This window comes from Lysobacterales bacterium, assembly GCA_016721845.1.
GTDB lineage: Bacteria > Pseudomonadota > Gammaproteobacteria > Xanthomonadales > Ahniellaceae > JADKHK01.
In genome coordinates, this window is sequence record JADKHK010000003.1 from 43,995 (window position 1) to 69,847 (window position 25,853).

Sequence of the window (25,853 nt, forward strand, 5' to 3'; positions counted from 1 at the left end):
GTCAGCGCACCCAGGCGTCCAGCTCGCTGCGTTCGAAGGCGCCCGCATGGCGCTTGAGGATGCGGCCATCGGCGCCGATCAGTACCGTGTACGGCAGCACGCCACGGCTGTTGCCGAACTGCAGGGACTCGTCCGGGCTGTCATCGTGGCCGATCAGGATCGGGTAGGACACCGGCGCTTCAGCGAGATAGTCGCGGGCCGCATCGACGGGCTCGACCGCGATCCCGACCACATGCCAATCAGGATGTTCGCGCGCGAATGCATCGAGCACCGGCATTTCGGCGACACAGGGCGGGCACCAGCTGGCCCAGAAATTCAGCAACACCGGCTTGCCGTCGAAACGCGACAACGACACCGCCGCACCCCTCAGGTCGGGCAAGGTCAGATCCGGGCGGCGGTCACCGATCGCGGCCACGCCGGCGATCGGCACCTCGGGATCGGGCACGACCACCGCGGTGCGCAACTGGCGAGCGAGCAGGAAGCCGGCGATCGCAGCGGCGAACGCGGCGGACAGGACGAGCAGAAGAGGACGAATCGACATCCGCCCAGTCTACCTGCGTCGCCAGTATCATCGCGGCTTTGCCGGGAAACATCGCCGATGCGTGCACGCCTGTCCTTGCTGTTGCTGATCCTGCTGGTGGGCGCGAGCGGTGGCGTGCCGGCGCTGCAAATGCCGATTTACGAGGGCGAATCGGTGCTGGCGGCCGGCCAGGACGTGCAGGACGACGGCGCCCTGCGCGCCGCGCTGGTGCAGGTGCTGATGAAAGTCTCGGGTGATCGCAGCATCGCCGCCGACGCCGGACTCGCCGCCGTGCTCGGCGACGCCCGCCGTATCGCGTTGACGGTCGCTGCACGCACGCAGGCAGACGGCACGCGCGTGCTGGTGGCGAACTTCGACCCGGGCGCGGTGCATGATCGCCTGGCGGCGCTTGGCCGCCCGGTCTGGCACGACGACCGGCCACCGGTGCTGGTGTGGCTGGGCATCGACGACGGCAACCAGAAGCAGATCGCGAACGCGAACCAGATCGCGGCATTGAGTGAGATGACGCTGCGGGCGCAGCAGCGCGGGCTGCCGATCCTGCTGCCGCGCATGGACGGTGTCGACCAGAATCGCATCAATCCGGTGACGCTCTGGGGCGCACCGCCGCAAACCATCCTCGCCGCCGGGCAACGCTATGGCGTGCAGACCATGTTGGTGATCCGGCTCAGCCGCGGCACACCGTGGCAGGCGCGTTGCACCCTGATCGATGGCCGCAGCTACGAGGAATGGGAGCAAAGCGATCCGCAGTCGAATGCGCTGCTGGTCGCCGCGATCGACGGTGCCACCGATCGTCTGGCTCGACGCTACGCGGTGGAACCGCAAGGCAGCTCGATCGGCGGCGTCGACTGGTGGATCGAGGGCGTGCGCACGCCGCAGGACTACGCCACCGTGGCCGGTTACCTCGGGAGGCTCGAGTTCGTGCGCGACCTGCGCGTGCTGCGCGCCGAAGGCGATGGCTTGCAGATGCATCTCGATCTCGCGGTCGGCGAGCGCCGCTTGCGCCAGCTGCTGGCCATCGACGGCCGGGTCGAGTTGCTCGATGCCGGGTCGGATACCTCGCCGCGCCTGCGCCTGGTGCATTGATGCGACGATGCCGCACGGCCCGTGTGACACGTGAACGGAGCACGCCATGATTGACGATCGCCGGGTCTGGTCCTGGTTGCTCATCGCTGCGGCGATCGGCCTGTTGCTGTATTTCCTCGCGCCGGTGCTGACGCCCTTCGCGCTGTCGGCGCTGTTCGCCTACCTCGGCAATCCGCTGGTGGAACGGCTCGCCGCGAAGCGCATGTCGCGCGGCAGCGCGGTGGCGATCGTGTTCCTGCTGATGACGCTTGCGGTCGCGCTGCTGCTGGCGATCATCATCCCGGCGCTGATCGATCAGGCACGCAGCGTGCCCGGCTACATCGATGCCCTGCACGACTGGTATGACCGCGTCGCGGCACCGTGGCTGAAGGGCGAATTCAACTTCACCCTGACCGCACTCGATCCCGGTCGTGCCTTCGCCAGCTTGCGCACGCATCTCGACGACATCGGCCGCTTCATGCCGAAGCTTCTGGGCGGATTGACCACCTCGGGCGCGGCGGTGATGGCCTGGGTCGCGAACCTGCTGCTGATCCCGTTGATCACCTTCTACCTGATGCGCGACTGGACACAGATGATCGGCCGCGTGCGCGCGCTGATTCCGCGTCCGCTGGAGCCGACCGTGACGCAACTCGCGCGCGAGTCCGATCTGGTCCTCGGCAGCTTCCTGCGTGGTCAGACCAGCGTGGTGGTCGCGCTTGCCGCGATCTACGCGATTGGGCTGTCGCTGGGCGGCCTGAAGTTCGGCATGCTGATCGGCATCATCGCTGGACTGTGCAGCTTCGTGCCTTACCTCGGTCCGGTCGTCGGCATCGGCGGTGGGCTGGTGTCGGCGATCGTGACCGGCGGCGATATCTGGATGAACGTGGCACTGGTGATCGCCGTGTTCTCGATCGGGCAGGTCATCGAGAGTTTCTTCCTGACCCCCAAACTGGTTGGCGAGAGCATTGGCCTGCATCCGGTCGCGGTGATCTTTGCGGTGCTGGCGGGCGGACAGCTGTTCGGATTCTTCGGCGTGCTGCTGGCGCTGCCGGTGGCGGCGGTGATCCTGGTCGGGCTGCGGCACACGCGCGAGCGCTATCTCGCCAGCGACATCTATGGTGCCGAGCGTGCGCCGAGCGATGCGGCCGGCGCCGCACTGGTTCCGATCGAGGCGCCAGCGACGCCGCCGGTATCCGAGCAATCGGCAACGCCACTGGACCCCCCGGCGTGACCCATCGGCAATTGCCCCTGGCCTTGCGCTTTCCGCAAGGCGCGCGCTTCGACCGCTACGCTGCCGATGGCAATGAAGCGGTCGTCGCCGCGCTGCGCGCGCTCGCCGAAGCACCGACGCCCCCCGGCCTCCTGCTGACCGGCGCCAGCGGCACCGGCAAGACCCATCTGGCGATGGCCGTCGTCGCTGCGACGCCGGACGCCGCCTTGCTGCCGCTGGCCGAACTCGGCACCCAGGTCGAGGCGGCAATGGCGGCCACCTCGGCGCGCGCCCTGGTGGTGATCGACGACGTCGACGCGATCGCCGGGCGCCGGGCCGCCGAAGTCGGCTTGTTCGACCTGTTCAACCGCACCTGCGACGCCGGCGGCGCCCTGCTGATCACGGCCCCGACCGCCGTGCCGCGACTCGGCATCGAACTGCCCGACCTCGCCTCGCGCCTCGCCAGCCTTGGCGTGCTCGGCCTGCAGCCGCTCGGCGACGACGCCCGCCGTCGCGTCATCCACGCCCGCGGTGCGGCGCGCGGCATGGAGGTCGGTGATGACGTGCTCGATTTCCTGTTCCGTCGTTATCCGCGTGATCTCGGTGCCTTGCTCGACCTGCTCGACCGCCTCGACCGCGAGACCCTGGCACGCAAGCGCCGCCTGACCGTGCAACTGGTGCGCGACGTCATCCGCGACGCGGACGCCTGATCACCACGGCAGCACGTCGCCGTTGGCGTGCCAGAACGTGCCGCTGTTCGCGGCGTCCAGCGCGTCGATGCGGGCAATCAGCAAGCGTGCCGATTCGGCCGGTTCCAGTTGTCCGTTGCCGCCGGTCATGCGCGTGCGCACGAAGCCCGGATGCAGGATCGCGACCGCCGCGCCCTGCGGCGCGAGGTCGATGGCCAGCGACTTCGCACCCGCATTCAGCGCCGCCTTGCTCATCCGATAGCCGTAGTAGCCGCCCGAGCCGTTGTCGGCGACCGAACCCATGCGGCTGGTGATGAAGGCGAGCTTGCACGGTTTCGCGAGTTGCGCATGCAGGTCCTGGGTCAGCAGGATCGGCGCGAACGCATTCACGGCCATCTGCGCGTCCAGCGATTCCGGATTGATCGATCCGAGCGCATCGTTGGCGAGCACGCCGGCATTGTGGACGACGACATCGAGCCGTCGCGTGCCGATGGCCTGCACGATGCGATGGCGGCCGGCGCCATCGCGCACGTCGGCGCCTTCGATGACCTCGAAGCCGGCGTGCGACTGGCCCTGTGGCCATTGGCGCACGGCAGCAATGACCTGATCGCCGCGCGCAGCGAACTGCTTGACGAATTCGAAACCGATGCCACCAGACGCACCGGTGATGAGAACCAGGGCCATGTTGCGCTCCTTCACGAGGGGAATACCGGGCATTGTCGCGCGAACCGCTACACTCCGCGCCCTCATGCGTGTGCTCGGCATCGAATCCTCCTGCGACGAAACCGGCGTCGCCGTCTACGACACGGCCGCGGGTCTGCGCGCGCACACCGTCTACAGCCAGATCGATCTGCACCAGGCCTATGGCGGCGTGGTGCCGGAACTGGCCTCGCGCGACCATGTCCGCAAGCTGCTGCCGCTGCTGCGCGAAACGCTCGCGTCGGCCGAACTGAGCGTGCGCGATCTCGATGGCGTCGCCTACACCAGCGGCCCCGGCCTCGCCGGTGCGCTGCTGGTCGGGGCCGCGACCGCGCGCGCGCTGGCCTGGTCGCTGGATCTGCCGGCGATCGGCGTGCATCACATGGAAGGGCATCTGCTTGCGCCGCTGATGGAACCCGGTGCGCCGCAGCCCCCCTTCGTCGCGCTGTTGGTGTCGGGTGGCCACACGCAGTTGATCGAAGTGAACGCGATCGGCGATTACCTGTTGCTTGGCGACACCCTCGACGATGCCGCTGGCGAAGCCTTCGACAAGACCGCGAAGATGATGGGCCTGCCCTATCCGGGCGGCCCGGAACTGGCCGCGCTGGCCGGTTCGGGCATGCCCGGTCGCTACACCTTTTCGCGCCCGATGTGCGACCGTCCCGGCCTCGACTTCAGCTTTTCCGGACTGAAGACTCAGGTGCTGCTGGCCTGGGAGAAATCCGACCGGACCGACCAGACCCGCGCCGACATCGCGCGCGGCTTCGAGGAGGCGGTGGTCGCGACCCTCGCGATCAAGTGCCGCCGGGCCATCGAACACAGCAACGCCCGTGCGCTCATCGTGGCCGGTGGCGTCGGCGCGAACCTGCGCCTGCGCGCGTTGCTGCGCGAGGCCGGCGAGCGCGACGGCTTTCAGGTCGCGTTTCCGCGTCCCGAATTCTGCACCGACAACGGCGCGATGATCGCGTTCGCCGGTGCGATGCGCCTGGCTGCCGGGCAGCATCAGGACGCGAGCATTTCGGTACGTCCGCGCTGGCCGCTGGAAGAATTGCTGAAGGTGTGAGCATGGACATCGTTTTCGTCGAAACCCTGAAGATCGATACTCTGATCGGCATCTACGACTGGGAGCGCCGCGCCAAGCAGCCGGTCGTGCTCGATCTGGAAATGGCCTTCGACAACCGCGTCCCGGCCGCGACCGATCGGATCGAGGACACGCTCGACTACAAGGCGGTGTCGAAGCGCCTCGTCGGCTTCGTCGGCGACGCGCAATTCGGTTTGGTCGAAACGCTGGCCGAACGCTGCGCCGAGATCGTGCTGCAGGAGTTCAAGGTGACCTGGCTGCGGCTGCGCATCCGCAAGCCGGGCGCGGTGCGCGGCGCGGCGGCGGTCGGCGTGCAGATCGAACGCGGGCGGCGGCCGGACTGATGGGCCGCGCCTATTTGTCGCTCGGGTCCAACATCGAACCGGCGCGACACCTGCGTGCGGCCATCGTGGCCTTGCGCGAACGTTTCGGCGCGGTGCGCGTGTCACCGGTGTATTGCACGCCGGCCATCGGGTTCGACGGCGACGACTTCCTGAATGCCGCAGCGATCATCGAGTCGGATCTCGACCCGGTTGCGCTGAACGACTGGCTGCACGGACTCGAAGACGCGCACGGTCGCGATCGCAGCGGGCCGCGCTTCGGGCCGCGTCCGCTCGACATCGACATCGTCTTCTACGACGACCTGACGCTGGACGGTCCCGGCCACCTGCAAATTCCGCGCGACGAACTGAAGCATGCCTTCGTGCTGAAGCCACTGGCCGACCTCGCACCGGACTATGTGCACCCGGCGATCGGCCGCTCGCTGGCGGCGTTGTGGGCAGGATCCGGCCTCGCGATCGGACCCGCAATCGAACTTGCATCGACAAACGCCTGAGCTTGCCCTAGCGTTCCGCAGTCGCGCATGGGGCGCACGGGAGTTCGAACATGTTCGCGAAATTTGCGCGCAGCTGGGCACTGGTCAAGGCCAGTGCCGGGGTGTTGAAGCAGGACAAGGAATTGCTGGTGTTCCCGGCGATCTCGGCGGTGGCCTCATTGCTGGTGATGGCGAGTTTCATCCTGCCGCTGTTCGGCCTGCTCGACTTCAAGGCGATGGATCAGGGCGAGCGCGAACCGATGTGGCTTTACGCCTGGGTGTTCCTGTTCTACCTGACGCAGTATTTCGTGATCTTCTACTTCAACACCGCCCTGGTCGGGGCCGCCATGATCCGCCTGCGCGGCGGCGATCCGACCGTGGCGGATGGCCTGAACATCGCCTGGTCCAAGCGCGGCACGATCTTCGGTTATGCACTGATCGCGGCGACGGTCGGCATGATCCTGCGCGCGATCGAGGAACGCGCCGGTGTCATCGGCAAATGGGTTGCCGGCCTGTTCGGCGCGGCCTGGACCGTGATCACCTTCATGACCGTGCCGATCCTCGTCAGTCGTGATATCGGCCCGCTCGACGCGGTCAAGGAAAGCGCGATGATGCTGAAGAAGACCTGGGGCGAAAACCTGATCGGCCAGGGCGGCGTCGGCGTCGTGTTCGGCTTGCTGCAATTCCTGGTGGTCGCGCTGACGGTGGTCGCCCTGATCGCCGTGGCCGGGACGAAATCGATGGCCTTGATCGTCACGGTCGGCGCGCTCGGCGTGATCACCATGATGGCGCTGGCGCTGGTCCAGTCGGCGCTGTCCGGCATCTACTCGGCGGCCCTGTATCGCCATGCGATGGGTGAAGACACCGTCGGCATGGACTCGCAGTTGCTGGCCTCGGCCTTCGCCGCCAAACGCTGATCCCGACCTCCGTTCGCCCCGAGCTGGTCGACGGGCGAACGGAACGGGTGGTCAGCCACGTCGCATCTGTTCGGACACCCATGCGTACAGGCGCTGCCAGGCGGCGCGGGCATTGCCGTCGAAGGCAGGGCCATTGACCTCGGCGAGGGCCGCCATCAGGGCCTCGCCGACTTCGACATAGTGCGCGAACTTCACGCCATAGCCGCGATGGCGCGCACCCAGCGCCTCCAGGGTTCCAGTGAGTTTCTCCGGCTCATCCAGACCGGCCGCGACGACACCGAGCGTCTGCATCAGTTTCATGCGCTGCTGCGTCATGTCGACCGGGAACAAGCGGCGCAGGGCCGGAGCGCGATCAAACAGCTGCGCGTAGAAACGCGTCGCGAAGCCGTCGGGGTCGGCCATCACCGGCGCCAGCGTCGCCCGCAGCATCGGGTTGTCCGAGCGCGTGTAGATATCGAACAGCAATTCGGCAGTGTCGCTCATCGGGCACCTTCAAGGGCGCAGGCCGGTGGATTCCGGCGTGTCGTCCCAGAGGTACGAAGTTTGCGCCAAAAACCGGACATCGGCAGCAGACTTGCCGACAGCGGCACGGATCGGGACACTCGCGGCTTCACCGGAGAACCAGCCATGGGCGAGCGTCCGCAAGTCACCAATCTGCTCGATGCGGTCGGGCGCGGCGAGGCGGCCGCGCAGCGGGAACTGTACGAACTTGCGTACCACGAGCTGAAACGCATCGCCCGTTCGACGCTGAAGAAGGCCGGCGGCGGCGTGACCATGAACCCGAGCACCCTGGTGCACGAGGCCTACATCAAGCTCTCCGGCGATCTGGGCCGCAAGTTCGAGGGCAGCCACCATTTCTACAGCCTGCTGGCGCGGGCCATGCGCCAGGTCATCATCGATTTCTCGCGTGAGCAGATGGCGCAGAAGCGCGGCGTCGGCCTGGTCCGCACGCAACTCACCGAGGGCTTTGTGCAACAAGGCATGGCGCTGGAGGAATTGCTCTCGGTCGACGATGCGCTGCGCAAGCTCGAAGCGGTCGACCCCGAACTCGCCGAGCTGGTCGAATGGCATTTCTTCGCCGGCCTCAGCTTCGTCGAGATCGCCGAAGCCCGCGGCGTCACCGAGCGCACCGTGCGCCGCCACTGGGATACCGCGCGCGCCTTCTTGCTGGATGCGTTGCCTGTGGCCGGTGGGTAGGGCCAATCGCGGGACTGAGCCCGCGATGCATTCAGATCGACAACGCCCGCCCGCCGTCGACGCGGATGATCTCTCCGGTGATGTAGGGCGCGTCGCGCAACAGGAACAGCGCCGTGCGGGCGATGTCGGCGGGCTCGCCGGCCCGCGCCAGCGGCGTGCGGGCAAGCAGGTCGCGGCGCTCGCCTTCCGCCTTGCCGGTTTCGGGCCATAGCACTGCACCGGGTGCGATTCCATTGACGCGCACGGCCGGGCCGAGATCCCTGGCGAGGGCCATCGTCATCATCGCCAGCGCCGCCTTGGCCATGCTGTAGAGCGGATGTCGTGCCAACGGCCGTTCGCCATAGATGTCGACCAGATTGACGATGCAGCCCCCGGTCTTCGCCAGATGCGGCGCGGCCGCCTGGGCGAGGAAGAACGGCGCCTTGGCGTTCGCTGCGAACAATTCATCCCAGTGCGCTTCGGTGGCCGCGCCGATCGGCGTCGGGTAGAAGCTCGATGCATTGTTGATCAGCGCGTCGATGCGGCCATAGTGGGCGAGCACGCGTTCGATGAAGGGCGACAATGCGCCGGTGTCGGACAGGTCCAGCGGCAGCAGCAGGCAGGACTGCGCGCGTTTCGCCTCGCATCGGGCCGCCAATGCCTCGGCTTCGGCCCGGGAATGCCGGTAACTGAGCGCAAGGTCGTAGCCGGCCTCGCACAGGGTGTCCGCCATGACCGCACCGACCCGTTTTGCCGCCCCGGTGATGATCGCGACCGGCCGGGATGAATCCGTCATCGGGTATGCTCCTCGCCCATTCGGACGTCGATTGTGCGTGATTCCCCGTGTCCTTGGCGTCATTCCGGAGATCCGCTTGCTGCCCCATCTCGACACCAGCCCGTTTCCCGCCCCCAGCGCCGATGAACTCGCACACAGCGGCGTCCTCGCCGACTTGATCCGGGCCGAAATCCGCGACCACGGCTCGATCCCGTTCTGGCGGTTCATGGAACTGGCCTTGTATGCGCCCGGACTCGGCTACTACAGCGCCGGCAAGACCAAGTTCGGGGCCAGTGGCGACTTCATCACCGCACCCGAGATCGGCAGCCTGTTCGCGCGCTGTGTCGCACGGGCCACTGCGCCGGTGCTGCGCGCCGGAACGGAGGCCGACTTCCTCGAAGTTGGCGGTGGCAGCGGTGCGTTCGCCGCCGCCGCGCTGGCCGAATGGGAACAGCTCGGCTGCCTGCCGCAGCGCTATCGCATCCTTGACCGCAGCGCCGAACTGCGTGCCCGCCAGCGCGCAACGTTGGAAGCGCGCGTGCCGCATCTGCTCGGTCGCGTCGATTGGCCCGACACGCCCGCCGAACAACCCTGGCGCGGCGTGCTGTTCGCGAACGAGGTGATCGACGCCCTGCCGGTGCACCGCTTCGTGATGCGCGATGGCGAACCGCGCGAGCTGCATGTCGCGGTCGATGCCGAAGGCCGCTTCATCGATGTCGAGCGCGAGGCCGACACCATGCTCACCGCCGCCGTCGCGGCCCTGCAACAGGACCTGCTGGCGCCGCTGCCGGAAGGCTATCGCTCGGAAATCCTGCCGCAACTGCCCTGGTGGATCGACGCGGTCTGCGGACAACTGGTCGCCGGCCTCGCGATCTTCGTCGATTACGGCTATCCGCGCCGCGAGTACTACCTGCCGCAGCGCGATGACGGCACCCTGATCTGCCATTACCACCATCGCGCGCATGGCGACGCATTGCGCTGGCCGGGGCTGCAGGACATCACCAGTTTCGTCGACTTCACCGCGCTCGCGCTGGCCGGCACGCATGCGCGGCTGCCGCTGGCGGGCTTCAACGCCCAGGCCTCGTTCCTGATTGCAGCCGGCATCCTCGACATGGTCGAGGAAGCGACGCAACTGAGCGAGATCGAACGTTACCGGCTGGCGCAGGAAGTGAAACGGCTGACCTTGCCCGGCGAAATGGGCGAACGCTTCAAGCTGATGAGCTTCGCGCGCGCCATCGACCACGTGCCCGAGGCCTTCACCAGCTACGACCAGAGTCGCCGCCTGTGAGCCTGCGTCCGTTCCCGCATCCGCGGTTGTGGCGCGGCTTGTTCGCGCTGGCGATCGCCGGGGTGATCGTGTTGTCGCTGATCTCGAACGAGTCCCTGCGTCAGGTCGACTTCATCGGCAACGACAAGATCGGCCACCTGCTCGCCTACTTCGTGCTGATGGCCTTCGCGGTGCAGTTGCGTGACGCCTCCAACGACTGGTCGCGCGCCGCCTTCGGCCTGTTGCTGATGAGCATCGTGCTGGAATTCCTGCAACAGGCCTCGGGACTGCGCCGCGGCGACATCCACGATGTCTATGCCAATGCCGGCGGCATCGTGCTCGGTGCCCTGACCGGGCTGACGCCGGCGCGAGCCTGGCTGCTGGCGCTGGACCGGCGGTTCAGCACACACTGCGCGCGCTGAGCATCCGGCAGCGTTCCTCGCGTACTGCGGCACCGACCTCGGGACCCCGCAGGCCGCGTTCGAGGAACGGCCGTGCGTCGACCCGCAAGGTGGCGACCAGCGCCTGCGCGACGAGATCGCGCGCCGGATAGACGAAGCGATCGATCGATTCGCCGGCGCGACCGAGTTTGTCGGCCGCACAGGCCAGCGTGATCCGATCGATCCGCTGCGGTTGCCGATAACCATCGAGCCGCTCGATCAAGTCCACCATCGACCCCGGCCGCAGTTCCCTGGCGCGATGCAGGTTCAGGTGCTCGCGACACACCACTTCGGCCAATGCGGCGAAGTCGGCCGGCGCACGCAGGCGCGCACACACGGCGCGCAGTGGCGGCACGCCACGCGATTCGTGTTCCAGATGGCGCGGCAGGACCTCACGCGGGGTCAGCGCCTTGCCGAGATCGTGCAGGAGCACGGCATACCCGACCTGCGCATCGCCCGGGGCCAATCGGGCCGCGGCATCGAGCGCAAGCTCCAGATGCACGCCGGCATCGTATTCGGGATGGAATTCGATCCGTTGCGGCACGCCATACAAGGCGTCGAGCTCCGGAACGATCACGCGCAATGCGCCACACGCACGCAAGACCCGCACGAACACGCCGGGACGCGGTTCGCCGAGGGCCAGCCGCAGTTCCTGGAACACGCGCTCGGGCACCAGATGGTCGGCCTCGCCGGCGCCGACCATTTGCCGCATCAACTGCATCGTCTCCGGCGCGATGCGGAATCCGAGTGGCGCATAACGGGCCGCGAAACGCGCGACCCGGAGAATGCGCACCGGGTCCTCGGAAAACGCGTCCGACACGTGACGCAACACGCGTGCTTCGAGGTCGCGCACACCGCCAAACGGATCGACCAGCGCACCGTCCGGCGCTTCCGCGATCGCGTTGATGGTCAGATCGCGACGACGCAGGTCGTCTTCCAGCGTGACCGTGGCGTCGGCACTGACCACGAAGCCGCGATAGCCGCGGCCGGACTTGCGTTCGGTGCGCGCTAGGGCATGTTCCTCCCTGGTGTGCGGATGCAGGAACACCGGAAAGTCGCGCCCAACCGGCTGGAAGCCCGCGGCCAGCATGGCCTCCGGCGTTTGCCCGACGACGACATGGTCGCGGTCCTTGACGGCACGGCCCAGCAGGCGATCGCGCACCGCACCTCCCACCAGATAGGTGTTCATCGCCGGCACTCGCGTATGCTTGCGCATCCGTCGTTGCACATTCCGTTCACTCCCTGGCCGCCACGCTGCCGAACCTGATTCTCGACGCCATTGCCATGTTGCGCCAGTCCATTCCCGCCCTCGCCCTGTTGCTGCTGCCCGTTGCGTCCTTGCATGCGGCCGACGAAGGACGGCTGAAGGCGACCGGCGGCCTGATGTCGATCGAGGCTGCCGGCGGTGGCGGGCTGGTGCCCTGGGCGGTGCTGTCCGGACTGTCGACACGACCGGGCTTCGATGCGGTCGCGGGTGCGTCGTTCACCCGCGTTGGCGATTTCCGCCTGGAGACCCTCGGCCTGTCGGCGTCCTGGCATGACCGGTTCGAATTGTCGCTTGGGCGCCAGCAATTCAGCGTCGACCGCGGCCTGTTGCCGGAAGGCATCGACCGCCGAATCGGCCAGACCGTGCTTGGCGCGAAGCTGCGGGTCGCCGGCGATCTGATCTATGGCGACCTGCCGCAGATGGCGGTCGGCCTGCAGTACAAGCACAGCGACTCCGATGTGCTGGCGGGTGCGCTCGGCGCGCGCCGCAACGACGATGTCGAGGCCTACTTCAGCGTCACTCGACTGTTCCTCGCCGGCCCCTTCGACCGCAATTGGCTGCTCAACGGCAGCGTGCGCGCGACCCGCGCAAATGAAACCGGATTGCTCGGCTTCGGTTCGCCCGACGACAACGGCTATGCGCTGGTCGGCGAGTTCTCGGCGGCGATGTTCTTCAATCCCGAATTCGCGCTCGGCGCCGAATATCGGCAGAAGCCCGACGGCCTGCCGGGTTTGGGCGAATCCGACTGGCGCGACGTGTTCGTGGCCTGGGTGCCGTCGAAGCGTTTCAGTCTTGCCGTCGCCTGGGTCGATCTCGGCACCATCGCCGCGCGACCGGACCAGGACGGCGTGTTCATCTCGATGACGGGGAACTGGTGATGCGCATGTTCATGGCCACATGGCCGATCGGATTGCTGATCGCCCTGCTCTCGGCTTGCGCGACGACGCGCGAGGCGCGCCTGTACGACGCACTCGGCGGTGAGGCCGGCGTCGCGAAACTGGTCGACGCCATCACCGCGGAATATCGCGAGGACACGAAGATCGGCTTTCTCTTCCAGGACACCGACCAGGATTATTTCCGGGCGCGGCTGCGCGAACACATCTGCCAGATCAGCGATGGCGGTTGCGAATACACCGGGTTGAGCATGGTCGAAGCACATTCCGGCATGGACCTGTCGGAAGCGCAGTTCAATGATTTCGTCGCCGCCTCGCGCCGCGCGATGAGCAAGGCCGGCTTCGCCATCGGCGTGCAGAATCGTCTGCTCGCTCGCCTCGCGCCGATGCGCGGCGAGGTCATCCACCAGTAGCCGAGGCCTTCGGCCGCAGATACAGCGGCACCGACTGCGCCATCGTCGTCTTGGCAATGCCTAGGCGGGTCAGCCCATCCTCGGCACCGACGACCGAATCCACGGCCAGCGAACGAAAGTTGTCGAGCGACAGCGGCTTGTTCGCGAGTGGCCAAAGACCGAACGCCGCGGCCTGGCACCAGCCGAGCGCCTTCGGCATCGGTACGATGAGTCGGCGCAGGCCCAGCCAATGCGCGGCGTGCCGCACGATGTCGGCGAGCGTGACGACGTCCGGTCCGCCGAGTTCGTAGACTTGCCCGATACTCTCGTCGCGCCGGGAGGCACGCGCGAAGGCTTCCGCGACATCCTCGACGGCCACCGGCTGGAAGTGGGCATCGGCCCCCGCCAGCGGCATCACCGGCGACAGTTTCAACAACTCGGCGAAGCGGCAGAACAGGCCGTCGCCACGACCGAAGATCACCGACGGCCGAAAGATCGTCCAGCGCAGGCCGCTGGCCTGCACTGCAGCGTCAGCAGCACCACGCGTGCGCAAGTAGTGACTGTCGCCGCGACCTGCATTCAAGGCGCTCATCTGCAGCAGACGTGTCACTCCGGCTTGTCGACAAGCCGCCACGACTGTCTCCGTGAGTTGCACATGCGCGCGCTCGAACCCGCGACCTCCTGCACCACCGAAACCGGATTCATTGAGGATGCCGACGAGGTTCACCACCACGTCGGCGCCGGTGATCGCCCGCGCCAGCCATGCCCCGTCGTAGACGTCGCCTTCGCGCAGTGACACGCCGGGCTGCAGCGCGACTTCGCGGTGCCAGCTGCGGTTGCGCGTCAGCACCACGACCGTATGACCGTCGCGCACCCATCGCCGCGACAGCACCTGGCCCACGAACCCACTGCCGCCCAACATCACGATGCGCATGCTGATCCCTTCAGACGCAACGATGATGACGCCCCCAGCGTCACGGTTTTGTCGTGGTCGTCACGATCGGGGTCGACGGCAACGGACATGCGACTTCCCGACGCGGCGGTGGCGTACCTTCACCACGCGACATCGCGTAGTCCATCGAAAAGGCCTTGCCATTCAGGCGCCAGTCGTAGATCAGCGCGAACGCGAGCACGCGCGCGACATATTCGCGGGTTTCCTTGAACGGAATCGTCTCGACGAACAGGTCGGGCTCGAGATCGCCGCGCTGCACCAGCCATTGGTCGACGCGCTGCGGACCGGCGTTGTAGGCCGCTGCGGCCAGCCAGTGCGCGCCGTCGTAGCGCTGCAGCATGCCCGACAGGTAACGCGTGCCGAGCGCGACATTCAATGCGGGATCGAACAAGGCGAGCGGATTCGCGAAGTTGCGCTTCTCGGCCTTGGCCATGCGCCGCGCCGTCTCGGGGATCAATTGCATCAGGCCATAGGCATTCGCATGCGACTTCGCGTCCTGCACCCAGGCGCTTTCGGAACGGATCAGGCCGTAGACGAAGGCCGGCGACAGCGCCCGCTGCTGTGCCGACGCGACGATCAGTTCGCGATGGGCGAGCGGGAAACGCAAGCTATAGGCACGCAGGTCGTCGCCGGCATTCAATGCGAATGGCGCGCGGTCGAACCAGCCGCGCTCATCGGCCAATGCGACGGCAGCAAGCCGCGTCGTCGCATCCGCAGCCGACAACGCGGCATCCCATTCACGTCGCGCTTCGGTCATCCAGCCGATCGCATGCAGTTCGAAGGCGCGCGCAAAACCGGGCTGCGCCAGCGCGCTGGCGGCATCGCCGGCCTCCGGCGGCTGGATCGGGCACAGCGCATAGGGCTGGCCGGCGCGCTCGGCGGCGACGAAGCCGAAGTACGTCGGCGACCCGGCGAGCGCGCGATAGAAGCGCGCCGCGGCATCGGCGTCACCGCGCAATTCGGCGACACGGGCACGCCAGTATTGCCAGCGCGGATCGGCGAGCTGGGTCGCATCGAAGCGGTCCACCGCCGCCTGCGCCGCGCCGAGATCACGTCGCGACAAGGCCTCGCGCAAGCGCCATTCGCGCGTCGCGGCCGTGTCCTGACCCACCGGCAGCAGGTCCAGCCAGTTCGCCGCATCGGCTTCGAAGCTGTTGGCGCGATACAAGGCGATGGCGTCGATGACGCGATATTTCTGCCCATCCTCGAACTTGAACTGCTGCGAAAACTCGCGCCACAGGCTGGCGGCCAAGGCGTCATCGCGGGCGGCAATGCGAACGAGTGCGAGCGTCATCGCGCGCCGATGCGCGCCATCGTCGGGCCAGGTCTTCGCACTCCTGCGCGCACGCGCGCTGTCGGCGAGCACGTCGGCGAGGTGCAGTGCGGCCACCTTGTCCTTGCCGGGCAGGTCGGCGGCGAGCGTGCGCAACAGGCCGATCTGGTTCGCCCCGACGGCCAGCTCGATGCGCTGCCAGACGGTGTCGGCATCCAGCGCGCCTTGTTGGCGCAACCAGTGGTCGAGCGGATGGCAGGCCGTCGGCAGCGCCTTGGGGCTGAGCCAGATCGTTCGGATGGCCTCCTTGCGGGCGGCGCCCTGGCCGAGCTCGATCGCCGCATGCTGCTCGTGGCAGCGGTCAGGCAAGGGCAGCGACGGCAGGTCGAGCGACTGCACGCCCGCCCAGTCCTTGCTCTGGATGCGACGCGCGATCAGCTGGCTGCGCAAGGTGCGCGTCAGCGGCTGGTCGCCGTGGCGCGCGATGAACGCCGCGAGCGCGGCGCTGTCGGGGCGCGGCGTGCGCATCAGCGCTGCATGTTCGAGGTAGGGCCGCAGCGGATACGATGCCATGTCCGGCGCGGCTTTCTGCCAGTCGAGTCCGGCCTTGGCGAGCTTGTGCGCGACCAGGAACTGGGTGCGCGCCGTGCTTGAATCGGCCGCGATGCCGGTGCTCGCGGCGCTGGCGGCAAGGAGGATGCAGAAGATGCGACGTTTCATGTCGGCAAGTCTAAGCCGGCTGCAGATGCCAAAGGCGTGACGATGTCGATGCTGTTCGCACTCGCTGCATTCGGACTGGTCGTGGGCGTGGTCGCCGGCTTCCTGGCCGGGCTGTTCGGCATCGGCGGCGGCATGATCATGGTCGCCGCGCTCGCCTTCGCCCTGCCCTACCTCGGCGTGCCCGAGGCGCATGTGATGCACATGGCGCTCGCGACCTCGCTGGCCTGCATCGTGCTGACAGCGATCGCATCGACGCGGGCGCATGCGCAGCGCGGTTCGGTGATGTGGCCGGCGATGGCCTGGCTAGCGCCCGGACTCGTCCTCGGCGGCGGGATCGGCGCATCGCTGGCCGGCCGCGCCCCGGATGCGTGGCTGCGCATCGGCTTTGCGATCTACTGCTTGCTGACGGCGGCGACCCTGTTCGCCGCACGAAAGGCACCCGCGAGCGACGGCCGACACACCGCGCACGGCCCGCTGCTGAGCGTCGCCGCCCTGCCGATCGGCGCAGTGTCGGCGCTGGTCGGCATCGGCGGCGGTTCGATGCTGGTGCCGCTGCTGGTCTGGCGCGGCCATGCCGCCGTGCGCGCGGTCGGCACGTCGGCGGCGTGCGGACTGCCGGTCGCGCTCGCCTCGGCGCTCGGCTACGTCGTCGCCGCGCGCCATACCGATGCGGTGCTGCCGATCGGTGCGATCGGCTACGTGCACCTGCCCGCGGCCGCCCTGCTGGCCCTCGGCAGCACCACCGCCACCCGCCACGGCGCCGCGCTCGCCCACCGCCTCAGCCACCACCATCTCAATCGGGCCTTCGCAACGTTGCTGATGGCGATGGGCCTCGCGATGGTTATCGCGATCCTGCGCTGACGCTCAGCGTTCGATGATGTAGTTCAGGCTCGCGCGTGATTGTTCGCCGCTGGTGGCTTCGAACTCGACGTCGTCGCGGATCAGGTAGCGGACGATCAGCACGCTGCCGCGGCGGGCGAGGCCGATGCCGTAACCGATGAAGAGCTTGGGTGTGAGGTATTTGCCGATGGTGAAGGCTTCGGTGCCGCGCGCCGCGTCGCCGGTGATGCCGATCTCGGCGCCGAGATTGCTGGCGAGCAAGTCGCCGCCGATGGTGCCGAGCGCGAGTGCGGCGTTCGACAGGCGCTGGCGGTCGGCACCGCTGACACCGCGCAGATTGCGCCCGGTGACCAGCAAGGCCAGCGCCTCCGATTCCGGCAAGGCCGGGCGCGCGTAGATCTCGGTCTGCGGCAGGCGCGCGGTGCCGGTGACGCGCACGCCGGCGACAGCGCTGCCGGCCTTGCGCTCGGCTTCGATGTCGAGCGTCGGTTCGTCGAGCGGACTGTTCGCAAACAGAATGCGGCCACGACGAATGGTCAGGCGTTGCCCGTACGCGGCGTAGCGGCCGCTCACCTGCAGCTGGCCTTGCCCGTAGGCGTTGTCGCCGCTGCGCTGGCGCAGGCGCAGATCGCCGCGCAGACGGCCATCAAACCCGTAGCCAATCAGTTTCGCCTGTTCGCCGAAGGTCAGGGTGACATCGGCGTTCCAGCGTGCCGCATCGGCTGCTTCCGCATCGTCGGCATCGACGATCACGACATCGCTGCTGGCGTCGGTCGGCGGCGCCAGCACTTCGGCATCGATCAGCGCTTCGGGAATCGTGACGCGACCGCCGAGCAGCCAGTCACGCTCGCGCTGCTGCAAGGTCAAGTCCGGACTCAACACCAGACGCAGCGCCGGCGTATCGGCCAGCACCGCATTCTCGCCGCTCAGCGCGAAATGCCAGGGCGCGTGCGCTTCGGCCGCACGACCGCCGTCGAGGATCAACTGACCGCCGCCGGAGGTGATCGCGCCGCGCACGATGATCCCGGTCGGTACCGCCGCGATCGCGAGCGCTCCGTCGCTCAGCTGCAGGCCCAGGTCCGGAAGCTCCGCGGCAAAACCGGTGACCGCGAAGGCGCCGCTCCATTGCGGCCGCTCCAGGCCGCGACCACGGAACTGCATGTCACCGCTCATGTCGCCGCGCGGTGACGCGAACTGCGACGTGAACGCCTCGATCGCATCGAAGCGGTGCACGCTCGCATGCACGTCGCCTTCGTACTGCCACTCGCCGTCGACACGGGTCAGACGACCGCTGGACGAGACCTGGCCTTCGGGACGCAGCGTTGCGCTTGCGGTCCACGTACCCGCGCCATCATCGACCTTCAGATCGAGCGCCAGGTCGCGATAGCCGAGATCGAGATCGGGACGCTCGTCGACGCGCATCGCGCCCTCGGCACTGTCGAGACGTGCATTCAACGCAACCAGTTTGCCGCCGACCAAGGTCAGGTCGGCGCTCCCGGACAGACGCGCTTCGGTCCGGAACGGCGCCTTGGGTGCCAGCAGGTTCGTCAACGGTTGCAGATCCAGCGCGACGACTTCGGCACTGGCGTCGATGCGCGCCACATCCTGAGCAAACTGCAGGCAGACCCGTCCGCCCGCTTCTCCGGCCAGACAGCTGCGCGCCAGCGAAAGTTGCCCGGTATGCCAGACCATGGCCGCGGGCTCGATCAACGATGCACGCAGCTCCGGCGCGAGCAGGTCGAGCCCGACCATCCGTCCGCGCCACGCGCCCTGCGGACTCCACGCGCCCTCGGCCGCGACCTGCAGTTGTCGGGCGCCGGCCTGCACATCGAGGTCGACCCGATGGGCCGCGCGCGTGCCGTCGACGGCGACCTGTACACGTTCGAAGGATTGCCCGCCAAGGACGAACCCGCGCAAGGTGCTCTGGATCGTGACCGGCGCCGCGAGGTCGCTGCCGGCGCGGCCATGCACGCGGCCCTGGGCCAGCGTGAACTGCGGCAACATGACCTCCGCCGCGTCGACATCGAACTCCCAATCGCGATCAATGCGGGCGGTGGCGTGCACGTGGCCGTGCCCGTCGGGCAGCAGATCCGCAAGATCCGGCACATCAAGCAACAGGTCCAACGGCGCCTGCTGCGATGCGCGCGTCAATTGCAGCGACGATGCACCCGCAGACAGGTTCAGGCGCGCGCTGGCGAGATCGCCTTCGAGCAGGACCACCGTGCCGGCCCCTTGCAACGCCCGCTCACGCAAGCTTCCGGACAATCGCTCGATCACCAGCTCGCCGTTCAATCCTTGCGCGCCGAAACCGCCGTGCCAGACCAGATCGGCATCGATCGCGCCCGGCCAGTCCGGCGACAGCAAGGCCGGGTCGAACTGAACCAGCTGCAGGTTCAAGGCTGCGGGCGTCGCCGTCGCCGTGGTCAAGGCGCCATCGAGTTTCAGGCTGCTGCGGCCGGACACCAAGTGCAGATCGTCGGCCAGCCAAGCATCCGCCTGCTGCACGATGCGGCCATCGAGGGTCGCGCTCGGCCAGCCGTCGCGATCGAGCGTCAGGTCGGGCGCAAGCACCAGCGCAGCGCGGGAACCGGACAGCGCCATCGCGCCGGCCACCCGCAGCGGCGGCGCGTCGTCGGCAGCAAACGACAACGCAGTCGTCGCGGCTTCGAGCGTGAGTGGTGCAGTCGCGTCAAAAGGGATCCTACCCTGCAACGAGACGCGTCCCTGCGGCGCCGAAAGATCGAAGGATGACGATGCGATCTGCAAGGCATCGTCCTCGATGCGTGCGATGGCCGTGATCGCTGCCAGATGCAACGTGTCGTAGCTCGCATCACCCTGCATGCGCAGCGCGCCCTGCTGGGTTTGCAGCTGCAACGACGCGGCGACGGGCGTGTCGTGCCACGTTTGCCGCGGAATTTCGACCCGTGCCTGCCAATCATCGATGTCGCGCACATCGGACAATGCGACAACCGCCAGCAGTGGCGACTGCAGGGCAAGGGTCAGCCCGGTGCGGCCGCGCTCGGTGCGCGCCTCCAGACCGCCGGCCACATGCTGCTCGTCGAGGGTGACATCGACCGCAAGCCGCGCCGACTGCAACGGCAAATCGCGCGCCAGATCGAGCGCGAGATCGCCATCGACGCGGCCCATCGCGGCGGTCAGATGCAGATCGTCCAGCGCCACGGTTTGATTGTGCATCGAGACGCGCGCATCGACGCGATCGATTGCCCAACGCTGCTCGGTCTGCACGATCTCCAGCGCCGAAACGCGCAATCGGTCGATCTGCACGTCGGGCAGGACCGGTGCGGCCTTGGCGGCCGTCGTCGCGCCTGCGCCGGGCTCAGGCCATTCGAGGGTGACGCCCGCGAGGTTCGCCGAGCGAATCCGCACCGCCCCGCGCCATAACGGTGCGAGCGCCAGATCGATGTGCGCCTCGCGCACCGAAAGTCTCAGCGCCGGCGTGTCGATCCGGAGACCCTGCGCATCGATGCCCGACCAGACACTGCCCTGCACGGTCGCTACCTGCGCGCTGCCGTCCGCGGGCAAGGCGCGCGCGACCATGAAACGCAGGCCGCTGTTCGCGAACAGCAGCCACGCGAACACGATCGCGAAGAACGCGAGCAGCAGCCCGATCAGTCGCCGCGTGCGCCTCACAGATCGGGCCCCGCCGACAGATGCAGCTGCCAGCCGCCGGCGATGTCATCGAAGCCGCGCGCGATATCGATGCGGATCGGACCAACCGGCGATTGCCAGCGCAGGCCCGCGCCGACCCCCAATTCGAGATGCGGTTCGCCGCGCGACCAGACATCACCGGCGTCGACGAAGCCGGCGGCGCTCCAGCCGGGCATGAACTCGCGTTCGTATTCGATCGAGGTCGTGGCGAGATAGCGTCCGCCGATGGCGAGGCCTTCCTCGTCGCGATCGCCGAGGTCCTGGTAGCCATAGCCGCGCACGCTGCGGTCGCCGCCCGCGAAGAAGCGCAATTCCGGAGGCAGACGCGCGAAGTCCTCGGTCGACGTCGCACCGAGCGTGAGTTGCGCGATCAGGCGTGCACCGAATCCGGCCGGCGCGATGCCCTTCAGCGTCGCCCGGCCCTGCAGCAACGAGACGTCGCTCAACACGCGGTCGCTGGCAGCGAGCACGCGCACGTCGAGCGACGCACCGCGCGCCGGATGCACACGGTCTTCGGCGAGCACACGTTCGTAGCGCAGCTCCGGGTAGACGACGCGCGTGCTTTGGCGCTCCTGTCCGGCACTGCGCGCGCCGACCAGGAAGCTGCCGTCGAGCGCGTTCAGCGACGCCTGCGCGTACCAGTGATGGCCGCGCGCAATGGCGTTGCCGCTGAGCAGGAAAGAGCGCGCATCGATGTTGTCGGTCTGCTCGTCCTGCCAGCGCGTCGCGATCGTGTAGCGCGAAATTCGTGCCGCGAACTGCGGGAATGCGTATTCGGCATACAGCGCCGACCGGCGTTGCGCGACTTCGGCCTCACCGTAGAGCTGGTGGCCACGCCCGTTCACCCAACGCCGCTCGATGCCGCCGCGGACACCGGCGCCCTCATCGGTGCCGTAGGACACGCCAGCGACATAGCGCGTGCGCAGGTTCGGGCTGAGTTGCACCTGCAAGGGCACGCGCAGGGTCAAGGGATCGATCTCGCCCTGGCTGATCTCGATATGGTCGAAATAGTTGCTCGCCGCCAGCGACTGCTGCAGCGCCTCGACCCGCGCCTGGTCAAAGCGGTAGCCGTCCGGCCAGGGCACGAAGCGCTGCATCAGGCCATCGTCGAACTGCGCACCCTGGAAACTCACTTTGCCTAGGAAATGGCGCGTGCCCGATTCGTAGCGCAACACGATGCGGGCACTGGCCGCACCGCGGTCGATCTCGACGCGCCGCTCGACCAGCCGTTGCATCAGATAGCCGCGACGCAACAGTGCCCGTTCGATCGCGGCCTTGCTGGCCTCGTAGACACGATGATCGAAGACCTCGCCGAGCGCAGGCTTGAAGTCGCTGATCAAGCTGCCGATGCGCTCGTTGCGCATGGCCGCGCCGGCGATGCCGACGTCGATCGCGCGCACGCGCACCGGCTCGCCGAGCGCCACGTCGAGGTGTACGAGATAGCGTCCCTGCGCCAGCGGATCGACCCGAACCGCGGTGGTTGCCGCGTAGTAGCCGAAGACCTCCAGCGCGCCGTCGACCTCGGCCTCGACCTGACGCAGCAGGCGCTGCAGGCGACGGTCACCGATGCTGGCGCGGTTGCGGTAACTGGCAACTTCGAGCGCCGGCAGCACGGCCGCCATCTGCTCCTCGTCGAGGCCCTTGATGTCGAGCGTGACCACCCCGGTCGCATTCTTCGGCCCCGGCCGCGCAGACGCGATTGGCACCGCCGCGAACAGGCCGATCGTCAGGATGAGGTGGAGGATGGAGCGCCAGCGCATCCGGCGAGTGTCAGCGATCCGACCGGAATTCCCAAGCTTCATGCGTCACGGTTGCCGGTGTTCGGTCCTCGGCAACACGCAGCCGTCGGGCAGATGCAGGTCGACCGCGACCGGCAGATGGTCGGACACGCGCAGTGGCAGCACTTCGTAGCGGCGCACGTCGATCGCCGCCGTGGTCAGGACCTGGTCGATCGAGCGTTGCGGCTGCCAACTCGGAAAGCTCGGCGCACACGCCGCCGGCTGCAAGCGCGTACGGGCGAACAGCGGTGCGATCGAATGGCTGTCGGGCTCGCAATTGAAGTCGCCGAGCACGACCGCATGCACGCATTCACCGACCAGGTCGGCGATGAACTCGGCCTGGCGCAGGCGCGCGCCGGGGGTCAGCGCCAGATGCACGATGAACACGCGCAAGGCCGCGTCTTCCTCGCCGAAGCGCACCTCCAGCGTGCCGCGGCCGGGAATGCGCCCCGGGAGGCGGTGATCGATGATGCTGCTCGGCGCGAAGCGCGACAGCAGCCCGTTGCCGGGCTCGGCCAACGCGAGCGCACGGTTGCGCTGATGGCTCCAGTACGGGAAATCGGCGTTCTCGGCGAGCACCTGCACCTGATGCTGGAAGCCGCTGCGCACGCTGTGGCTGTCGGCTTCCTGCAATGCGACCACGTCGAAACCGCGCGCCAGAGCCGCGACCTGGGCCAGGTTCGCGCGCTTGCCGCGATGCGGCAGCAAGGTCTGCCAGCCGCGCGTGAAGTATTCGCGGTAGGCATTGGTCTGCGCCCCGGCCTGGATGTTGAAGCTCAGCAGTCGCAGATGGCGTTCGTGGTCGCGTGCATCGGTCATGCCCTGATCATGCGTCCACCGCGCCAATTGGCAAGCCAAGAAACGAAACGCGAGGTGATCGAGGTCAACCGGCTGCTGCCGCAGCGGGTGGCGCCGACGTCTGCGCCGCGGTCTCCTTCGCGATCAGGAAATCGGCCACGTCGAACATCTGCGCATGGCCACCGGCGGACTTCGTGGTGATGCGGTACTTGCCGGCGACGATCAGGGTCGGCGTGCCCTCGACCTGGTAGCGCGGCACCAGCAACTTGGCCTGCTTGAGCTTGGCGTCGACGCCGAAACTCTTGGTCGCGGCCAGGAACTGCTGCGTGGTCTTGCCGTACTGGGCGTAGACCTTGGCGACATCGTCGAGCGTGCGCAGCGAACGCTGCACATGCACGCCATCGAACAGCGCCTGATGGCCCTGCTCGGCGATGCCGAGCGCGGCCGCGGCATAGTAGGCGCGGGCAAACATTTCCCAGGTCGGGTTGTATTGAACCGGCAGCAGGGTGAACTGCACGTTCGCAGGCTTGCGCTTGCGCCACTCGCGCGCCTGCGGCTCGAACGCGGCGCAGGCACCACAGGCATAGCTGAAGGCTTCGACCACTTCGATGCGATCACCGACCCGGCCCGGCTGCGCCGGATGGATCGGGAAATAATGCGTACCGGACTGGTAGCGCTCCATCATGGCCTGCGCGTCGACGACGATCGGCGTGATCGCGAGCACGACCAGGGTGAACCATCGGATCAGCATCGGTCGATCTCCATGTCAGAGGAAGCTCACAGACGCCGTGACCACGAGCAAAGTTCCCGGCGCCGAAACGCAAACGGGGCGCTAGCGCGCCCCGTCCGGATCTCGCGATGGTTGGCGCGAATCAGCTCTTGGCCGGCGCTGCGGCGGCAGCAGCCACTTTCTTCGCCGACGCTTCCTTGGCGACCAGGAAGTTCACGACGTCGAAGACCTTTTCCGGGCTGCCGGCAGAACCGACGGTGACGCGGTACTTGCCGGCCACGACGACGGTCGGCGTGCCATCCACGCCATAACGCGGCACCATCTGCTTGGTGCGATTGATCTTCATCTCGACACCGAAGCTCTTGGTCGCATCGAGGAACTGTTGCTCGGTCTTGCCGTACTTGGCATAGACCTTGGCGATGTCTTCCAGATTGCGCACGTCGCGGCGCACGTGCACGCCGTCGAACAGGTCCTGGTGCGCTTTCTCGGCAATGCCGAGCACTTCACCGGCGTAGTAGGCGCGGGCGAATATTTCCCAGCTCGAGTTGAAGATCGCCGGCAGGTAGCTGAAAGAGGCCGCCGCCGGCATCTTCTGCTTCCAGGCCTGCACCTGCGGTTCGAAATGGGCGCAATGGATGCAGGCGTAGCTGAACACCTCGACCACCTCGACCTTGTCACCGGAACTGGTCGGCTGCGGCGGATCGATCGGGAAGTAATGCGTCCCCGCCTGATAGGGCTCGACGCCCACCTGCGCGCAGGCGGAGACCGAGACGAGGGCAAAGGCGGCAGCAGCCAGAAGGCGGATCAGCATGGGGCAACTCCATCAGGAAGAACGGTCACGCAGGGACCGCGACCCGGCATGGAACCCGGCCGCGGGCGAAAAGTTCCCGGCGATCAGGGCTGGGTCGCGGCCGTCTGGGCGTCGGCGCGGTGGTGCAGGCCTTCCAGATAGGACGAGATCGCGAGGATTTCCTCGTCGCTCAGGCGCGCGGCGACATCGGCCATGACCGCGTACAACGGATCCTTCAAGGCCGGTGCGCCGACCGGCGTGGCCTTGAACAGGTTGAGCACGGTGCCGAGGTAACCGGCATGCTGGCCGCCGATCGACGGATAACTCGGGCCGGGCATGCCGCGACCGGCCGGACCATGACAGGCCATGCACGCCGGAACGCCGCGGGCGGCGTCGCCACCGCGATAGAGCCGCGCGCCGACATCGACGATGCGCTGGCCGTTGTAGGGGCTGAGTTCGTTGCTGATCGCCGACTCGTCCGCCAATCCGGCCTGTACCTTCTGCGTCGCGAAATAGGCGCCGATGTCGCGCATGTCCTGCGGACCGAGGCCGGCCGCGAAGCCGAGCATGATCGGATTCGGGCGCGCACCGAGCTTGAACAGGGTCAACTGGCGGGCGATATAGCCCTCGTGCTGGCCCGCGAGCTTCGGATACATCGGATCGGCCGAGTTGCCGTCCAGGCCGTGGCACGCGGCACAGGCCGCCGCCTTGCCGGCACCGGCCTGGGCGTCTCCCGGCTTGGCCTTCGCAAGCTCGGCAAAGGCCGCGCCCACCGCGGCCAGCGGATCGACCGGCGCGGCCGCAACTGGCTCGATCGGCGCTGCTTCCGGCGTGGCAGGCGCAGCGGCCGCCGTCGCAGCATCCTGCGCCCACAGCGCCGACGACATCGAAAGGGCGAACACAGCGAGAGAAAGACGCAGCTTCATGGCCATCAACTCCAAGGAAATCCGGGGGCATGCCCGGAACCCGGGCACGCGAAGGCCGGAGAGTTTACATGAGGGCCGGAGGGGATTCAGCCGCGGTCGAACCGATGCCCCGGACCGGACGTGCGCACTTCCAGCTTTTTTATACGGGAACACC

Annotated in this window: 26 protein-coding genes; 13 read left to right on the plus strand and 13 right to left on the minus strand. The window is 67.7% G+C overall.

All coding sequences use genetic code 11. From position 1 onward, the window contains the following. Position 1: 1 nt before the first annotated feature. A complete protein-coding gene (locus IPP28_00520; GenBank protein ID MBL0039544.1) occupies positions 2-541 on the minus strand; it encodes a TlpA family protein disulfide reductase in 540 nt (179 codons plus the stop codon). Between the two features lie 57 nt (positions 542-598). Between IPP28_00520 and IPP28_00525 the strand changes: the two genes are divergently transcribed. From IPP28_00525 to IPP28_00535, 3 genes are read left to right on the plus strand one after another with little or no spacing between them, the layout of a single operon-like run. Then, the gene (locus IPP28_00525) at positions 599-1,624 is read left to right on the plus strand and encodes a DUF2066 domain-containing protein (protein MBL0039545.1); all 1,026 of its coding nucleotides are present in this window, start codon (positions 599-601) and stop codon (positions 1,622-1,624) included. Positions 1,625-1,670: 46 nt separating this feature from the next. Beyond that, entirely contained in the window at positions 1,671-2,834 is a 1,164-nt protein-coding gene (locus IPP28_00530; protein MBL0039546.1) for an AI-2E family transporter, read from the plus strand. Next, positions 2,831-3,523 (plus strand): DnaA regulatory inactivator Hda, encoded by a 693-nt coding sequence (locus tag IPP28_00535; protein MBL0039547.1) that lies wholly within the window; start codon positions 2,831-2,833, stop codon positions 3,521-3,523. The genes IPP28_00530 and IPP28_00535 overlap by 4 nt, the downstream gene beginning before the upstream one ends. Here IPP28_00535 and IPP28_00540 read toward each other — a convergent pair whose 3' ends face one another. After that, positions 3,524-4,186: an SDR family oxidoreductase gene (locus IPP28_00540; GenBank protein ID MBL0039548.1), complete on the minus strand. Its 663-nt coding sequence runs from the start codon at positions 4,184-4,186 to the stop codon at positions 3,524-3,526. It abuts the gene before it with no gap. Between the two features lie 64 nt (positions 4,187-4,250). Between IPP28_00540 and tsaD the strand changes: the two genes are divergently transcribed. The 4 genes from tsaD to IPP28_00560 are packed head-to-tail and all read left to right on the plus strand — an operon-like array spanning position 4,251 to position 7,013. Next, positions 4,251-5,264 carry a tRNA (adenosine(37)-N6)-threonylcarbamoyltransferase complex transferase subunit TsaD gene (gene tsaD / locus IPP28_00545; protein ID MBL0039549.1) on the plus strand — a complete coding sequence of 338 codons (1,014 nt, stop codon included), beginning with the start codon at positions 4,251-4,253 and terminating at the stop codon, positions 5,262-5,264. 2 nt (positions 5,265-5,266) lie between these two features. After that, the gene (gene folB, locus IPP28_00550) at positions 5,267-5,626 is read left to right on the plus strand and encodes a dihydroneopterin aldolase (GenBank protein MBL0039550.1); all 360 of its coding nucleotides are present in this window, start codon (positions 5,267-5,269) and stop codon (positions 5,624-5,626) included. Continuing rightward, positions 5,626-6,117 carry a 2-amino-4-hydroxy-6-hydroxymethyldihydropteridine diphosphokinase gene (gene folK / locus IPP28_00555; GenBank protein ID MBL0039551.1) on the plus strand — a complete coding sequence of 164 codons (492 nt, stop codon included), beginning with the start codon at positions 5,626-5,628 and terminating at the stop codon, positions 6,115-6,117. Before folB ends, folK begins: the two co-directional genes overlap by 1 nt. A 50-nt stretch (positions 6,118-6,167) precedes the next feature. After that, entirely contained in the window at positions 6,168-7,013 is an 846-nt protein-coding gene (locus IPP28_00560) for a hypothetical protein (protein ID MBL0039552.1), read from the plus strand. A gap of 51 nt (positions 7,014-7,064) precedes the next feature. Here the strand turns inward: IPP28_00560 and IPP28_00565 are convergent, their stop codons facing one another. Beyond that, positions 7,065-7,496 (minus strand): hemin receptor, encoded by a 432-nt coding sequence (locus IPP28_00565; GenBank protein ID MBL0039553.1) that lies wholly within the window; start codon positions 7,494-7,496, stop codon positions 7,065-7,067. Between the two features lie 144 nt (positions 7,497-7,640). On the opposite strand from IPP28_00565, the gene IPP28_00570 reads away from it, so the two are divergent. After that, a complete protein-coding gene (locus IPP28_00570; protein MBL0039554.1) occupies positions 7,641-8,210 on the plus strand; it encodes a sigma-70 family RNA polymerase sigma factor in 570 nt (189 codons plus the stop codon). A gap of 31 nt (positions 8,211-8,241) precedes the next feature. Here the strand turns inward: IPP28_00570 and IPP28_00575 are convergent, their stop codons facing one another. Further along, a complete protein-coding gene (locus IPP28_00575) occupies positions 8,242-8,985 on the minus strand; it encodes a pteridine reductase (GenBank protein ID MBL0039555.1) in 744 nt (247 codons plus the stop codon). On the opposite strand from IPP28_00575, the gene IPP28_00580 reads away from it, so the two are divergent. Both IPP28_00580 and IPP28_00585 read left to right on the plus strand, forming a co-directional pair. Continuing rightward, positions 8,954-10,252 (plus strand): SAM-dependent methyltransferase, encoded by a 1,299-nt coding sequence (locus IPP28_00580; protein ID MBL0039556.1) that lies wholly within the window; start codon positions 8,954-8,956, stop codon positions 10,250-10,252. The genes IPP28_00575 and IPP28_00580 overlap by 32 nt on opposite strands. Further along, complete coding sequence (locus tag IPP28_00585) at positions 10,249-10,653, plus strand: antibiotic resistance protein VanZ (protein ID MBL0039557.1); 405 nt, start codon at positions 10,249-10,251, stop codon at positions 10,651-10,653. Before IPP28_00580 ends, IPP28_00585 begins: the two co-directional genes overlap by 4 nt. Here IPP28_00585 and IPP28_00590 read toward each other — a convergent pair. Then, a complete protein-coding gene (locus IPP28_00590; protein MBL0039558.1) occupies positions 10,631-11,860 on the minus strand; it encodes a multifunctional CCA addition/repair protein in 1,230 nt (409 codons plus the stop codon). The two genes, IPP28_00585 and IPP28_00590, sit on opposite strands and share 23 nt — an antisense overlap. Positions 11,861-11,955: 95 nt before the next feature. Between IPP28_00590 and IPP28_00595 the strand changes: the two genes are divergently transcribed. Further along, positions 11,956-12,816 carry a DUF3034 family protein gene (locus IPP28_00595; GenBank protein MBL0039559.1) on the plus strand — a complete coding sequence of 287 codons (861 nt, stop codon included), beginning with the start codon at positions 11,956-11,958 and terminating at the stop codon, positions 12,814-12,816. A 5-nt stretch (positions 12,817-12,821) separates the two neighbouring features. Beyond that, positions 12,822-13,244, plus strand: a complete 423-nt coding sequence (locus IPP28_00600) for a group 1 truncated hemoglobin (GenBank protein MBL0039560.1) — start codon at positions 12,822-12,824, stop codon at positions 13,242-13,244. Here the strand turns inward: IPP28_00600 and IPP28_00605 are convergent. After that, positions 13,231-14,157 (minus strand): complex I NDUFA9 subunit family protein, encoded by a 927-nt coding sequence (locus IPP28_00605; protein MBL0039561.1) that lies wholly within the window; start codon positions 14,155-14,157, stop codon positions 13,231-13,233. The two genes, IPP28_00600 and IPP28_00605, sit on opposite strands and share 14 nt — an antisense overlap. 40 nt (positions 14,158-14,197) lie before the next feature. Further along, positions 14,198-16,168: a transglycosylase SLT domain-containing protein gene (locus tag IPP28_00610; GenBank protein MBL0039562.1), complete on the minus strand. Its 1,971-nt coding sequence runs from the start codon at positions 16,166-16,168 to the stop codon at positions 14,198-14,200. Positions 16,169-16,216: 48 nt separating this feature from the next. Here IPP28_00610 and IPP28_00615 point away from each other — a divergent pair, with 48 nt between their 5' ends. Continuing rightward, a complete protein-coding gene (locus tag IPP28_00615) occupies positions 16,217-17,029 on the plus strand; it encodes a sulfite exporter TauE/SafE family protein (protein ID MBL0039563.1) in 813 nt (270 codons plus the stop codon). Between the two features lie 3 nt (positions 17,030-17,032). On the opposite strand, the gene IPP28_00620 is transcribed toward IPP28_00615, so the two are convergent. The 6 genes from IPP28_00620 to IPP28_00645 all read right to left on the minus strand — a co-directional run bounded on the left by IPP28_00620 (position 17,033) and on the right by IPP28_00645 (position 25,705). Beyond that, entirely contained in the window at positions 17,033-20,659 is a 3,627-nt protein-coding gene (locus IPP28_00620; protein MBL0039564.1) for a translocation/assembly module TamB domain-containing protein, read from the minus strand. Then, on the minus strand, positions 20,656-22,437 hold the full coding sequence (locus tag IPP28_00625; protein MBL0039565.1) for an outer membrane protein assembly factor: 1,782 nt from the start codon (positions 22,435-22,437) through the stop codon (positions 20,656-20,658). The genes IPP28_00620 and IPP28_00625 overlap by 4 nt, the downstream gene beginning before the upstream one ends. A 45-nt stretch (positions 22,438-22,482) precedes the next feature. Further along, a complete protein-coding gene (locus IPP28_00630; GenBank protein ID MBL0039566.1) occupies positions 22,483-23,274 on the minus strand; it encodes an endonuclease/exonuclease/phosphatase family protein in 792 nt (263 codons plus the stop codon). 64 nt (positions 23,275-23,338) lie between these two features. Then, positions 23,339-24,004 carry a thiol:disulfide interchange protein DsbA/DsbL gene (locus tag IPP28_00635; GenBank protein ID MBL0039567.1) on the minus strand — a complete coding sequence of 222 codons (666 nt, stop codon included), beginning with the start codon at positions 24,002-24,004 and terminating at the stop codon, positions 23,339-23,341. A 121-nt stretch (positions 24,005-24,125) separates the two neighbouring features. Continuing rightward, on the minus strand, positions 24,126-24,794 hold the full coding sequence (locus tag IPP28_00640) for a thiol:disulfide interchange protein DsbA/DsbL (GenBank protein MBL0039568.1): 669 nt from the start codon (positions 24,792-24,794) through the stop codon (positions 24,126-24,128). Between the two features lie 83 nt (positions 24,795-24,877). Further along, positions 24,878-25,705, minus strand: a complete 828-nt coding sequence (locus IPP28_00645; protein MBL0039569.1) for a cytochrome c — start codon at positions 25,703-25,705, stop codon at positions 24,878-24,880. Between the last annotated feature and the right edge of the window lie 148 nt (positions 25,706-25,853).